Source organism: Methylobacterium radiodurans (assembly GCF_003173735.1).
GTDB classification, from domain to species: Bacteria; Pseudomonadota; Alphaproteobacteria; order Rhizobiales; family Beijerinckiaceae; genus Methylobacterium; species Methylobacterium radiodurans.
In genome coordinates this window covers 1,254,266-1,267,193 of the sequence record NZ_CP029551.1, presented here as the reverse complement: position 1 = coordinate 1,267,193, position 12,928 = coordinate 1,254,266, and the positions used below count along the sequence as shown (strand labels likewise).

11 protein-coding genes are annotated in these 12,928 nt (G+C 68.0%); 7 read left to right on the top strand and 4 right to left on the bottom strand.

Translation table 11 applies throughout. The features are described 5' to 3' along the window. Window positions 1-132: 132 nt before the first annotated feature. The 4 genes from gltA to DK427_RS05605 all read left to right on the top strand — a co-directional run bounded on the left by gltA (window position 133) and on the right by DK427_RS05605 (window position 4,384). Window positions 133-1,422, top strand: a complete 1,290-nt coding sequence (gene gltA / locus DK427_RS05615; protein WP_109950398.1) for a citrate synthase — start codon at window positions 133-135, stop codon at window positions 1,420-1,422. A 102-nt stretch (window positions 1,423-1,524) separates the two neighbouring features. Continuing rightward, a complete protein-coding gene (locus DK427_RS26085) occupies window positions 1,525-1,674 on the top strand; it encodes a hypothetical protein (RefSeq protein WP_162559693.1) in 150 nt (49 codons plus the stop codon). Window positions 1,675-2,162: 488 nt separating this feature from the next. Further along, entirely contained in the window at window positions 2,163-3,140 is a 978-nt protein-coding gene (locus tag DK427_RS05610; protein WP_109950397.1) for a sulfurtransferase, read from the top strand. Continuing rightward, window positions 3,137-4,384 (top strand): YeeE/YedE family protein, encoded by a 1,248-nt coding sequence (locus DK427_RS05605; protein WP_109950396.1) that lies wholly within the window; start codon window positions 3,137-3,139, stop codon window positions 4,382-4,384. Before DK427_RS05610 ends, DK427_RS05605 begins: the two co-directional genes overlap by 4 nt. Before the next feature lie 144 nt (window positions 4,385-4,528). Here DK427_RS05605 and dctP read toward each other — a convergent pair whose 3' ends face one another. The 4 genes from dctP to DK427_RS05585 form a co-directional block, all read right to left on the bottom strand. After that, a complete protein-coding gene (gene dctP / locus DK427_RS05600) occupies window positions 4,529-5,551 on the bottom strand; it encodes a TRAP transporter substrate-binding protein DctP (protein ID WP_109954022.1) in 1,023 nt (340 codons plus the stop codon). Window positions 5,552-5,735: 184 nt separating this feature from the next. Beyond that, window positions 5,736-7,058: an MFS transporter gene (locus tag DK427_RS05595; protein WP_109950395.1), complete on the bottom strand. Its 1,323-nt coding sequence runs from the start codon at window positions 7,056-7,058 to the stop codon at window positions 5,736-5,738. 125 nt (window positions 7,059-7,183) lie between these two features. Continuing rightward, the gene (locus DK427_RS05590) at window positions 7,184-8,110 is read right to left on the bottom strand and encodes a hydroxymethylglutaryl-CoA lyase (protein ID WP_109950394.1); all 927 of its coding nucleotides are present in this window, start codon (window positions 8,108-8,110) and stop codon (window positions 7,184-7,186) included. Continuing rightward, window positions 8,107-9,300, bottom strand: coding sequence for a CaiB/BaiF CoA transferase family protein (locus DK427_RS05585; protein WP_109950393.1), 1,194 nt, complete (start codon window positions 9,298-9,300; stop codon window positions 8,107-8,109). Before DK427_RS05585 ends, DK427_RS05590 begins: the two co-directional genes overlap by 4 nt. Window positions 9,301-10,001: 701 nt before the next feature. Here DK427_RS05585 and DK427_RS05580 point away from each other — a divergent pair. The 3 genes from DK427_RS05580 to DK427_RS05570 all read left to right on the top strand — a co-directional run bounded on the left by DK427_RS05580 (window position 10,002) and on the right by DK427_RS05570 (window position 12,450). Further along, complete coding sequence (locus tag DK427_RS05580) at window positions 10,002-11,192, top strand: tyrosine-type recombinase/integrase (RefSeq protein ID WP_162559692.1); 1,191 nt, start codon at window positions 10,002-10,004, stop codon at window positions 11,190-11,192. Between the two features lie 86 nt (window positions 11,193-11,278). Further along, window positions 11,279-11,545, top strand: coding sequence for a helix-turn-helix transcriptional regulator (locus DK427_RS05575; RefSeq protein WP_109950391.1), 267 nt, complete (start codon window positions 11,279-11,281; stop codon window positions 11,543-11,545). After that, window positions 11,545-12,450, top strand: a complete 906-nt coding sequence (locus DK427_RS05570) for a hypothetical protein (RefSeq protein WP_162559691.1) — start codon at window positions 11,545-11,547, stop codon at window positions 12,448-12,450. Before DK427_RS05575 ends, DK427_RS05570 begins: the two co-directional genes overlap by 1 nt. Window positions 12,451-12,928: the final 478 nt, after the last annotated feature.

Sequence of the window (12,928 nt, the reverse complement as noted above, 5' to 3'; positions counted from 1 at the left end):
GACCGATCCGCTAACCCGATGCACCTGTGAGCACCTGCAGCAAAATGCTTCCGGTGCCCCGAGTTCGGGCCAAGGCCTCGGGCCGCGGCACGTAGCCGGCAACGCACCCTCGTCAGGAGAGGTCGACGTCCCATGAGCGCATCCAGCAGCATTACGGTGGACGGGAAGCAGGTCGAGCTTCCGGTCAAGAAGGGGACCATCGGTCCGGACGTCGTCGACATCGGCAAGCTCTACGCCCAGACCGGTGCCTTCACCTTCGATCCGGGCTTCACCTCGACGGCCTCCTGCGAGTCGAAGATCACCTATATCGACGGTGACGAGGGCGTGCTGCTCTACCGCGGCTACCCGATCGAGCAGCTCGCCGAGAAGGGCGACTTCCTCGAGACCTGCTACCTGATGCTGTTCGGCGAATTGCCGACCGAAGCCCAGAAGGCCGATTTTGACTACCGGGTCACGCGCCACACCATGGTGCACGACCAGATGAACCGCTTCTTCTCCGGCTTCCGCCGCGACGCGCACCCGATGGCCGTGATGGTGGCCTGCGTGGGCGCGCTCTCGGCCTTCTACCACGACTCGACCGACATCTCGGACGAGCAGCAGCGGATGATCGCCTCGATCCGCATGATCGCCAAGATGCCGACGCTTGCGGCGATGGCCTACAAGTACTCGATCGGTCAGCCCTTCGTGTACCCGAAGAACGAGCTCGACTACACCTCGAACTTTCTGCGGATGTGCTTCGCAGTTCCGTGCGAGGAGTTCCAAGTCAACCCGGTCTTCTCGAAGGCGCTCGACCGGATCTTCATCCTGCACGCCGACCACGAGCAGAACGCCTCGACCTCGACGGTGCGTCTCGCGGGCTCGTCCGGCGCCAACCCCTTCGCCTGCATCGCGGCCGGCATCGCCTGCCTGTGGGGGCCGGCCCATGGCGGCGCCAACGAGGCGGCGCTGAAGATGCTGATGGAGATCGGCACGCCCGACCGGGTCGACGCCTACGTCGCCAAGGCCAAGGACAAGAACGATCCGTTCCGCCTGATGGGCTTCGGTCACCGGGTCTACAAGAACTACGATCCGCGCGCCCGCCTGATGCAGGCCACCACCCATCAAGTGCTGAAGGAACTCGGCAAGCAGGACGACCCGCTGCTCGAGGTCGCGGTGAAGCTCGAGGAGATCGCCCTCAAGGACGGGTACTTCATCGAGAAGAAGCTCTACCCGAACATCGATTTCTATTCGGGCATCACCCTGAAGGCGATGGGCTTCCCGACCGACATGTTCACGGTGCTGTTCGCCGTTGCCCGCACGGTCGGCTGGATCGCGCAGTGGGCCGAGATGATCGAGGATCCGTCCCAGAAGATCGGCCGGCCGCGTCAGCTCTATATCGGACCGGACCGGCGCGAATACGTGCCGCTGGAGCAGCGCGGCTGATCAGGGCCGCCACCATCGCACGCCCGTGAGAAGGGGCGGACGGCGCGGGCCGTCCGCCCCTTCTCCGTTCCGGACGCGGATCCTCACCGGCGCGGGAACGGTATGATGGTCGCTGAGGCGCGGACCATCCCGCTTCGGGGCGCCGTATCCGGTGCCGTCCTGCGGCGCTGGAGCGCCGCCGCGATCAGCCGCTTGGCCTTCGGCGAGAAGCGCCGCCTGCGCAGCCAGTTCGGTAGAAACGCCGCCCGCTGATCCATTACACGCCCCGCGTCGAACACACTTCCCGTGTGCGACGAGACGACATGATCCGGGGCAGAAAAAAAATGACTGTCCGTCCCAATCTTAGCGCAGAACGTCTCATCCTAGCCTGGGTGATGGCGTTGGGACCTCTGCTTGACCCGGCGCACGGACCGGTGGGCGACGCCGCGCACGTTCCAGCGGCGAAGATAGTTCTTCATCTTCGCGCAGAAACGGCGCAAGCAGACGTTTCCGTGAATACAGCAAAAGAGAACACGATTTTCTTGACGCAGCGCGAAGATCGACAATAGATTTTCAGCGCTGCGGCAGCCCGAAGACGATTACGGCATGGTCTTTCCGAAGATCCGTGCTGAGCCGTGGATCAGGGCAGCGGCACGCACACGACAGTTTCATCAAGATCCAAGACGTGACCTGCGTGTCGGCGGCGGAATCGACCGTCCCGGCCCGAAGAGCTTCGCCTGCCTCATTCCGGAGCCTATCCCGTGCTGCGCCAATCCGCTCGCCTGCTCGCCCTCGCCGCAGGCACCCTCCTGCCCCTGTCCCAGGCCCTCGCGCAGGAACCGGCGGCCAGGCCTGCCGGGCCGGCCGCCATCAAGGCCGACCCGCAGGACAGCCCCCTCGTCTCGACCGAGTGGCTGGAGAAGAACCTCGACGCCAAGAAGGTCCGGATCGTCGAGGTCAGCGTGGAGCCGGGCGTGTTCGAGCGCGGCCACATCCCGGGCGCCCAGAACGTCGTCTGGCACACCGACCTCGTCGAGACGGTGAGCCGCGACATCGCCGGCCCCGAGAAGTTCACCGCCCTGGTGCGGCGCCTCGGCATCGACCGGGACACCACGGTGGTGCTCTACGGCGACAACAACAACTGGTTCGCCGCCTGGGGCGCCTGGGTCTTCGCCCAGTACGGCCTCGTCGACAACGTGAAGCTCCTCGACGGCGGCCGCAAGAAGTGGGAGGCCGAGAAGCGGCCGCTCGACACCCGCAGCGCCGACGTCGCGGCCTCCGGCTTCACCCCGGCGTCGGCCTCGCCCGCCCTCCGGGCCCGCTTTAGCGACGTGCTGGCGGTGGCGAAGAAGGAGCGCGACGAGCAGATCCTCGACATCCGCTCGCCCGACGAGTTCAGCGGAAAGATCATCGCGCCGGCCGGCGTGCAGGAACTCGCGATCCGCGCCGGCCACATCCCGGGCTCGGTCAACGTGCCCTGGGGCAAGGCGGTGAACGCGGACGGCACGATCAAGTCCCCGGCCGAACTGAAGGCGCTCTACGCCGCCGCGGGCATCGACGGCACGAAGCCGATCATCACCTCCTGCCGCATCGGCGAGCGCTCCAGCCACTCGTGGTTCGTGCTGAGCCGGATCCTCGGCTATCAGGCCCGCAACTACGACGGCTCCTGGACCGAGTACGGCAACGCGGTCGGCGTGCCGGTGGTGAATCTCGCCGGGACGGTCTGGGGCGGCAAGTGACGGACAGCCTCGCGGAGGGGGCGGCCCCCCTCCCCCGGCCCTACGCGCCCGCCGGCTCCGCCGCGCGGGCGCTCCCGCGCCGGCTCGCGCCGCTCGGCCTCGCGGCGGTTCTCGCGGCGGCGGCGTGGTGGCTCGCCGGGCAACCCGGGGGGACGCGGCTCGCCCTGTCGCTCACCTTCGGCGCGCTGTTCGGCTTCGTGCTGCAGCGCAGCCGGTTCTGCTTCTACTGCCAGTGGCGGGACTTCCTGGTGGAGGGCGACCCGCGCGGGCTGCTGGGCATCCTGGCGGCGCTCGCCGCAGGGCTTGCCGGCTACGCGGTCGTCCTCGGCGCCTGGATGCCGGACCCCGGCGGCACGCGCCTGCCGCCGGACGCGCATATCGGGCCGGTCGGACCGGTGCTCGTCCTGGCCGGTTTGGTGTTCGGGGCCGGCATGGCGGTATCGGGCTCCTGCATCAGCGCGCATCTCTACCGCCTCGGCGAGGGCTCGCCGACCGCGCCCTTCGCGCTCGTCGGCACGGGCGCCGGCTTCGTCCTCGGATTCGCGACCTGGAACCCGCTCTACCTCGCCAGCGTGTCCGAGGTGCCGGTGCTGTGGCTGCCGCGCCATCTCGGCTACGCGGGCAGCCTCGCGGCTGGGCTCGGCCTGCTCGCGGCCCTGGCCTGGGTGCTGCTGCGGCACCTGCCGGTCGCGGAGCCGGAGCCGCGGGCGCGCCCGGCGACGCGGTCCGATCCGCTGCGGGCGGTGTTCACGGGGCGCTGGCCGGTCTGGCTCGGCGGCCTCGCGGTCGGGGCGATCGGCACGCTGGCCTATCTGCGGGTCGGCCCGCTCGGGGTGACGGCGGAGATCGGCGGCCGTGCCCGGCAGGCGGCGGGGTCTCTCGGGCTCCTGCCCGAGCGGCTGGAGGGGCTCGACAGCTTCCGGGGCTGCGCCACCGCGGTGCGGGACGCCGTGCTGACGCCGAACGGGCTCTTCATCGGCGGCCTCGTGCTGGCCTCCTTCGCGGCGGCGCTCGCCGCCGGGCAGTTCCGTCCGGCCCGGCCGACGGGGGGACAGGTGCTGCGCGGGCTCGTCGGCGGGGCGCTGCTCGGCTGGGGCGCGATGACGGGGCTCGGCTGCAGCGTCGGCACGCTGCTCTCCGGCATCATGGCCGGAGCGGTCTCAGGCTGGGTCTTCGGCCTCGCGATGTTCGCGGGCGCAGGGCTCACGCTCGGGCTGGGGCGCCGAACGGGGCTCCTGGCCTGATACGGCTTCGGAGCCGATGGCCGGGTGAGCGGTTCCGTACCGCTCGCGCGCCGTCATCCCGGGGTCGCGTCAGCGGAGCCCGGATGACGGCGGGGGTGTCGGAGGACGGTCCGCCGGATGATGGGCGCGTCCGGCAGGTCCCCGCTACGCGACCTGCTCGGCGAGCTTCAGAAGCTCCGCGCAGCGGGCGTTCTTGCCGGCGAAGTCCTTCCAGGCGGTGTCGCGGGCGAGATCCTTCCACTTGGCGATGTGCGCGTCGGTGAGGTCGTGCACCTTGGCGCCGCGGGCCGCGTAGATCTTCACGATCTCCTCGTCGTCCGCCTTCGCCGCCTCGAACGAGAAGGCCTCCATCTCCTGGCCGACGTCGCGGACCGCCTTCTGCTGCTCGGGGGTCAGCGCGTCGAAGGTCGCCTTCGACATGATGAGCGGCTCCAGGATGAACCAGAACGAGCGGCCGCGACCCGCGGTCAGGTTCTTGGTCATCTCGTCGAGCCGGAAGGAGATCAGGCTGGTCGAGGCGCTCACCGCCGCCTCGAGCGCACCGGTCTGCATGCCGATATACATCTCGCTCGACGGCATGGTGGAGACGATACCGCCGGCCGCCTGGAACATCATGTCCATCTCGCGGCCGCCGCCGCGGATCTTCACGCCCTTCACGTCGGCGGGCTCCAGGATCGGCTTCACCCGCGAGGCGACGGCGCCCGACTGCCAGATCCAGGTGAGGATGATCACGCCCTTGTCACTGAGCGTCTTCGCGAGCTCCTCGCCGATCCGGGCGGTGCGCCACTTGGCGGCCTGCTCGTAGCTGGAGACGAGGGCCGGCATCAGCGCGAGATTGGTCTCGACCACCTCGCCGCCCGCGTAGGAGAGCGGCACGAGGCTCATGTCGAGCGCGCCCTTCCGCACGGCGCTGAACTGGGCCAGCGTCTTCATCAGCGAGGAGGTCGGGTAGACCTGCACCTGCAGGCTGCCGTTGGTGCGCTGCTCGACCGCCTGGCCGAAGCGGCGGGCGATGCGGTCGCGGGCGTCGCCCTGGTCGATCGTGCCGCCCGGGAACTGGTGCGACAGCTTGAGGATCTTCGGGCTCTGCGCCCGCAGGAGGGCCGGGCAGGCGATGAGGCCGGCCCCCGTCGCGGCGGTGGCGAGCAGGCTGCGTCGTGTGAACATGGCGTTTCCTCGGTCGATCGTGAGCGCGATCTCGGAGCCCGGCATCGGGCCGCCCTCGGCGAGGTGCGACTGGATCAGCTTCCGCGTCAGGTTCAGCGCCATCGATCCCTCCCTTCTGCAATCTTCATCCAGAATCGCGTCCTGGATCGGCCCTAGAAACGTGTCGCGGGGCCGCAGGCCGGCCTTACGAGGCGCGGTCGCTGCGGCGCAGGCTCTCGGGCATCGCGAAGAGCAGGAGCCCGGCGGCCACGAGGCAGAGGCAGCCGATGCCGTAGAGGGCAGGCGTGGTGGAGCCGGTGAGGTCCTTCACCCAACCCACCGCCACGGGGCTGACGATGCCGCCGAACTGGCCCAGCGTGTTGATGAGCGCGATGCCGCCCGCAGCGCCCACGCCCGTGACGAGCTTGGCCGGCAGCGTCCAGAAGGTCGGGATCGAGGCGACGATGCCCGAGCCCAGGAGCGCCAGCGCGACCATCAGGGGTACGATCTGCCGATCGAACAGGCCCGCCGCGAAGAAGCCGAGGGCGGCGGCGATCGCGAGGCCCGCCACGAATTTCGGCCGCTCGCCCGAGGCGTCGGAGAGGCGCCCGACCACCACCATGCTGATCGCGCCGCAGATATAGGGGATCGCCGTGAGGAAACCGACCGAGGCCGCCTGGCCCCCGCTCGCGGTCTTGATCAGATCCGGCCCCCAGAAGTTCAGCCCGTAGGAGCCGACCTGCAGCATGAAGTAGATCAGCGCGATCAGCAGGAAGCCCGGCTGCTTGATGGCGCCCCAGAGCGAGTGGTCGCCGATGCCCTTGTTCTGGTGGGCGATGCGCGAGGCGAGCAGCGTCTTCTCGGATTCCGACAGCCAGCGCGCGTCCGCGATCTGGTCGTCGAGGCGGGTGAGCACCAGGGCGCCGAGGATCAGGCAGGGGATACCGCCGGCCAGGAACAGCCACTGCCAGCCGGCGAACCCGGCCACGCCGTTGAGGCCGCCGAGGATGAGGCCCGCCACCGGCGCGCCGAAGATGCCGGAGAAGGCCGAGGCCACGAACATGAAGGAGGTGACGCGGCCGCGGAACGAGGCCGGGAACCAGAGGGTCAGATAGTACAGGATGCCCGGTGCGAAGCCCGCCTCCATCGCGCCGATGATGAAGCGCAGCACGTAGAAGTGCCACTCGGTACGGATGAAGATCATCAGGGCTGTGGCGATGCCCCAGGAGATCATGATCCGGGCGATCCAGCGGCGCGCCCCAACCTTGTACAACATCAGGTTCGACGGCACCTCGAAGAGCACGTAGCCGACCACGAACATGCTCGCGCCGAGCCCGTAGGCGACGTTGCTGAAGCCGAGGTCGCTCTGGAGCTGGAACTTGGCGAAGCTGATGTTGATCCTGTCGAAGAAGGCGAACATGTAGCAGATCATGATCAGCGGCATGCACCGCCACGCGACCTTGCGCACCACGCTCGCCTCGCTCGCCGCCTCGGCGGCGGCCGGCGTTCCGGACAAGGCGATGGTCATGGGGTTTCCTCCGGGATGGGATCGGGAACGCGGCGTCGCGGCCGGCGGGGCGGGGCCGCCGGGGACGAGCGTCACGGCTGCGGGGCCGCCTTCGGGACGGGCGGCTTCTCCGCGGGAAGCGGTGTTCAGGCGGCCTTGAGCGGGGGCGCCGGGTGCAGGTCGGAAGGACGGCCGGCCCTGGCGACCTGGCCCGGCACGTCGTGGCCGACGAGGCGCGGCAGGTCGCGCGCGAGAGCCAGCAAGGCGTCCAGATCGAGGCCGGTCGCCAGTCCCATCTCGTGCGCCATGCTGACCAGATCCTCGGTGCAGATGTTGCCCGTGGCCCCCGGCGCGAAGGGACAGCCGCCGAGACCGCCCAGCGCCGCGTCGAAGCGGCGGGCGCCCGCCTGGTAGGCGGCCAGCACGTTGGCGAGGCCGAGGCCGCGGGTGTTGTGGAAGTGCAGGGTCAGGCGGTCCGCGCCGAGCGCGGGCAGAACCCGCTCGACGAGGCCGGCGACCTGCCGCGGGTTGGCCATGCCGGTGGTGTCGGCGAGCGTCACGCCGTCCACGCCGAGGGCGCGATACCGCTCGACCTGGGCCAACACCTTGTCGGCGGGCTGGTCGCCCTCGAACGGGCAGCCGAAGGCGGTCGCGACGGTCGCGTTCACGCTGACGCCCGATCCCCGCACCGTCTCCATGATGCGCCCGAAGCCCTCGATCGACGCCTCGGGGGTCATGCCCATATTGGCGCGGTTGTGCGTCTCGCTCACCGAGGCCACAAGGTTGATCTCGTCGACCCGGGCCTGGAGCGCACGCTCGGCGCCCTTGGGGTTCGGCACGAGCGCCACGTAGATCGTACCGGGGCGCCGGGCGATCCCTGCGAAGACCTCCGCCGCGTCACTGAGCGCCGGCACCGCCTTCGGGGAGACGAAGGACGAGACCTCGATCCGGCTGAAGCCGGCGGCGGCGAGCGCGTCGATCAGCCGGATCTTCTCGGCCGTCTCCACGAAGACCGGCTCGATCTGGAAGCCGTCGCGGGTGGCGACCTCCTGGACGACCATGTGCTCGCTCATGCCACCGCTCCCGTCTCGCGCAGGCGGGCGATGCGCTCGGCGTCGAGGCCGAGATCGGCGAGGACGGAATCGGTGTGCTGCCCCAGCGCCGGGCCCTGCCAGCGCACCTCGCCGGGGGTCTCGGAGAGCTTCGGCACGATGCCGGGCATCTTCACCTGCTGGCCGCCGGGCAGGTCGGCGGGCAAAATCATCCCGCGGGCCTGGTAATGCGGGTCGGCCACGATGTCGGCCACCGAGTAGATCCGGCCCGCCGGCACATCGGCGGCGTCGAGGGCCGCGAGCGCCTCCTCGACGGTGCGGGCGGCCGACCAGTCGCTGATCACGGCGTCGAGCATCGCGGCTTGTTTCGAGCGGCCGTCGTTGCTGCGCAGAGCCGGGTCCTCGGCGAGATCGACTCGGCCGATCATCGTCATCAGGCGGCGGAAGATCGGGTCGCTGTTGCCCGCGATGACGACGTAGCCGCCGTCCCGCGTCGGGTAGGTGTTGGAGGGCGTGATGCCGGGCAGCGCGCCGCCGGTGCGGGTGCGCACCTCGCCCAGTAGGTCGTATTCGGGCACCAGGCTCTCCATGACGTTGAACACGCTCTCGACGAGTGAGACGTCGATGACTTGGCCTGCACCCTGGCCCATCTTCACCCGGAGCAGGGCCATCAGGGCGCCCATAACGCCGTGGAGGGAGGCCAGCGTATCGCCGATGCTGACGCCGACGCGGGCCGGGGGCGCCTCGGGGCTGCCGGTGGTGTAGCGGATGCCGCCCATCGCCTCGCCGATGGCGCCGAAGCCCGGCCGGTCGCGGTAGGGCCCGGTCTGGCCGTAGCCCGAGATGCGGACCATCACGAGGTTGGGGTTGAGGGCCGAGAGCACGTCCCAGCCGAGCCCCAGCTTCTCCAGGCCGCCGGGGCGGAAGTTCTCGATCACGACGTCGGCACTGCGCGCGAGCTGTTTCACAACGTCGAGGCCGTCCGGCGATTTCAGATTGACCGCGATCGACTTCTTGTTGCGCGACTGCAGGTACCACCAGAGCGAGGTGCCCTCGTGCATCTTGCGCCACCTGCGCAAGGGGTCGCCGTCGCCCGGCGGCTCGACCTTGATCACCTCGGCGCCGAACTCCGCCATCAGGCGCGCGGCGAAGGGCGCGGCGATGAGCTGGCCGAGTTCCAGCACGCGGATCCCGCTGAGCGGCCCAGGCATGGCATGTCCTCCGTCTGGCTTTTCAGCATTTCATACCGGAGGAAGCGGACATCGATCCAACCTCATTTCGCCAATGCCCATTCGCCAAAATCGAACGGGCATCGGCATCACGCCGTTCAACACCGGTCCGGGAGCGCCGCGGTACGATTCGGCCACTTCATCGATGTTCGCCCAGGTGACTGCGACCTGACCAGGATTTTGGATCAGACCCGATGAGCGGCCACTGCTCGGTGGCGGCCATGTGTCGTTGGAACGCCCGCTCTAGGAAGGTGACAGGCGCAAGCAGGCGATAGCCAAGCCTCCCCGCAGGCGCGAAGACATAAGACCCACCTAGGCTCAGGCTCGACGCACAAGTGTCACGCGCATAGATTGAAGGTCAGGACAAAGCCAAAGCGCACAGAGACGCTGGAATCGAAAAAATTTCTAGAAATTTACACTATGAGCTTACAAAAATACTTGCCTCATGGCTGAAAGCAAAACTCTCTGGCAAGCAAGAACTCACCCGAATGCCTGAAAATGGTGGGCGGTGAGGGACTCGAACCCCCGACCCTCTCCGTGTAAATGGGGTGGTGGGAGTGGTCAGGCGCGATCATTGCTGCACCCCAAAGAGTCTTCGGCCTTGAGACCCTCTCACAACTCTGCCACAAGCGATCAGGGGTCGCTACTGCACTGCACCCCAGATGCACCCCAGGCAGATCCCAATGCCACGCCGCGCTGCTCAAGAGAACGTCCTCAAGCTGACGAAGGCCGCCATTGCAGGTGTCAGCCTCGCACCGGGGCAGAGCGAGCGGGTGATCTGGGACGCCGAGCTTCGCGGATTCGGCTATCGCCTCCGTGGAAGCCGCGGCTTCTGGGTCATCCGGCCTCCTCGCGCGGGCGGCAAGTCGTCCCTGTTCACCATCGGTGCGGCCGACACCATAGATCTCGCGAGTGCCCGACGGGCGGCTGGGGAGAAGCTGGCGAAAGCCGCGCTCGGTGAGAACCCTGCCCTCGCCCGGCAGGAGCAGAGAGCGCAGGCGGCTGTCACGCTCGGCAGTACGCTTGAGCAGTACGAGAAGGACGCGCGGAAGCGAATGCGGCCCTCATCCCTGGCGAACCTGCGGACCCACATCAATACGCACTGGCATCCGCTCCATGGGTTGCCACTCGCATCCGTTACACGCTCGAGCGTCGCTACCCGTCTCCGCGAGATCACCGAGGAGTCTGGGCCTCATGCATCCGTCCGCGCCCGCCGGATGCTTTCGGCCGTCTACGTTTGGGCGATCGGCGAAGGCTTGGCCGAGTCCAACCCTGTGCTTGGAACGAACGCGCCGACGGATGAGGTGCGCCGCGACCGTGTGCTCAGCCTGCCAGAGTTGGCGTTGATCTGGAGGGCGCTGCCGCAGGGTGACTTCAGCGCTGTCGTGAGGCTGTTGATCCTGACCGGCCAGCGCCGGGACGAGGTCGCGGAGATGCGGTGGGACGAGCTGGATCTTGATGCGAGACTCTGGCGCCTCCCTCCTTCTCGGACGAAGAACAAGCGGGCCCATACGGTTCCGTTGCCGGCATGCGCGGTCGACATCCTGAAGTCGGTACCAATTCGGGCTGGGCGCGACCTCGTCTTCGGCACCGGGTCGGGCGGCTTCTCAGGCTTCTCGAAGTCCAAGGCTGCCTTGGACAGGCAAGTCTCGCTGGAAGAGCCCTGGCGTCTTCACGATCTGCGGCGCTCTGCTGCTACCGGCATGGCAGAGATAGGGGTGATGCCGCACGTCATTGAGGCTGCCCTCAACCACGTCTCGGGGCACCGAGCGGGCGTCGCTGGCATCTACAACCGCGCGCGCTACGAAGCCGAGACCCGGGATGCGCTGAGCCGCTGGGGGGACGAGGTCGAGCGGGTCTGCGCCGGAAAATGAAGCGAGTGCCGGCGCGCTCCGTGAGTCTTATTTAACCATTTGATAACCGTATGGCTCTGACTGCTCCTGACCACTGATGGAACCACATGAGCCGGCTTGCCCACCTCAACCCTGATCTCGCCCGCCGCTGCGTTCTCGGCACCAAAGATGCTGCGGCCTTCATTGGATTGTCTGTCCCCACTCTCCGACGGATGAAGGACCGCAATTCCATCCCGGCCCCGATCCGTCTCTCTGAGCGCCGGCTCGGCTGGCGGATCGGCGATCTGTCGGACTGGCTCGACGGCCGTGCTGAAGGTCTCGACTGGGACGCCGTGCTGGCGTCGCGTGCCAACAGTAACAATCGCAATGCCTGATGGGTGCCACTCGACGGACGCCCCAAAGCGCCGAGGAACGAGCTAACCTCAAGGATGAACTTGACGGCGCCCTATGGACCTTCAACCGGATCCAGTCGGCGGCTGGGCCTACCCTCCGGAATGAGATTGGTGAGGCCGAGCGGTTCCGCATATCCTACGCGCTCGACGAACTGCGACGAGGAACGCTTCGTCAGCGTCTCAGCCATCGCGCCGGCATCCTGCGGCTGATGCGGCACGAGGCCGGCCAAGATGATCCGCCCGAACTCACCGACCGCAGTCGACTCTACATAGACTTCATGGTCCGCATCTCAGCGCACGTAGGCGCCCTGTCGGCCTCCGGTTGGACTTCGGCGCTGCGCTGGTTCGAGAGGCGACTCCCGGCTCTAATTGCACAGGTCACGCCGGAGGCGCTGGCAGTTGAGTTCGAGAGGCACCGTACCGAGGCGATCGCCTTCATGGCGAGAAGGATCTCCTCGACGCGGGCGTCGTTCCATTGGGGACCGCGTCCAGGGGAGATCGCAACCACGTTGCAGACGACCACGGCGCAGTTGCGTGACGCCGGAGCGAACCGCTACGGCCTCACCTCCATCGATCCGGAAAGCCCTAAGGAGCGGGACCTTAAGCGGAAGGAGCGCCAGCGGCGTGAGGCCGGCATGAAGCCTCAGAGCGAGCGCACGAAGACCGCCGAGCGCAAGGTCCTGGCCGATTGCCTTGGATGCAGCCTGCGGACGATCCAGCGCCACGAGCATGCCGGCACCCTCGCCGAGTTCGTAGCCAGCCGCGATGTCGCAAAAGTGTCCACTCTCCTAAAGACATTTACTGAGGACAGATTTGCGACACCGCCCCTCCCGGACAACGACGACATGGAGGAGCCGCAGCCCAAGACGGTGAGGCACGTCGCCTGAGTCTTGCTACCGGGACTTGTTGCGGTCCGCGAAGCGGGCCGACCCCATGCTGGGCAGCGGACCGGAAAGGTTCGCGGGACCCGCGACGTTCATGCAGATCGGGGAAGCCAGTACCTCGCTCCCGTGCTCACACCATCGCACCGTGCTCGGGACCGTCAACGCCTGCGGCTTACGCTGACGCGCCCCTTGGGGGTGACGGCCTCCTGCGCGCGATGCGTTGCTGACGGCATCGGGGCGAGGGACGTTATGGGCGGATCACGCCTCCGGCGGATCGAACGAGGGACGGGCTGATGTGCTCATGCCGAGCCTGCCGATCAAATACCTGTCCGACATCGGTTCGACATTTGTCGCGCAAGTGTCAGGCAGCCTGATCTCACCTCGCCCGGTCGAAAAATCTGAATCCGACGAGATGGTACTAACGCATACCGGCCTTCGCACGACAGAAGAGCTGCGACGGGCGGCCCTCCACCCGGATCCT

What these genes read in the sequence shown, in the direction of transcription:
- DK427_RS05590 (WP_109950394.1), bottom strand. Translation starts at nt 8,110, where the DNA reads ATGAGCGAGCACATGGTCGTCCAGGAGGTCGCCACCCGCGACGGCTTC.
- dctP (WP_109954022.1), bottom strand. Translation starts at nt 5,551, where the DNA reads ATGTTCACACGACGCAGCCTGCTCGCCACCGCCGCGACGGGGGCCGGC.
- DK427_RS05585 (WP_109950393.1), bottom strand. Translation starts at nt 9,300, where the DNA reads ATGCCTGGGCCGCTCAGCGGGATCCGCGTGCTGGAACTCGGCCAGCTC.
- DK427_RS05580 (WP_162559692.1), top strand. Translation starts at nt 10,002, where the DNA reads ATGCCACGCCGCGCTGCTCAAGAGAACGTCCTCAAGCTGACGAAGGCC.
- gltA (WP_109950398.1), top strand. Translation starts at nt 133, where the DNA reads ATGAGCGCATCCAGCAGCATTACGGTGGACGGGAAGCAGGTCGAGCTT.
- DK427_RS05570 (WP_162559691.1), top strand. Translation starts at nt 11,545, where the DNA reads ATGGGTGCCACTCGACGGACGCCCCAAAGCGCCGAGGAACGAGCTAAC.
- DK427_RS05595 (WP_109950395.1), bottom strand. Translation starts at nt 7,058, where the DNA reads ATGACCATCGCCTTGTCCGGAACGCCGGCCGCCGCCGAGGCGGCGAGC.
- DK427_RS05575 (WP_109950391.1), top strand. Translation starts at nt 11,279, where the DNA reads ATGAGCCGGCTTGCCCACCTCAACCCTGATCTCGCCCGCCGCTGCGTT.
- DK427_RS26085 (WP_162559693.1), top strand. Translation starts at nt 1,525, where the DNA reads ATGATGGTCGCTGAGGCGCGGACCATCCCGCTTCGGGGCGCCGTATCC.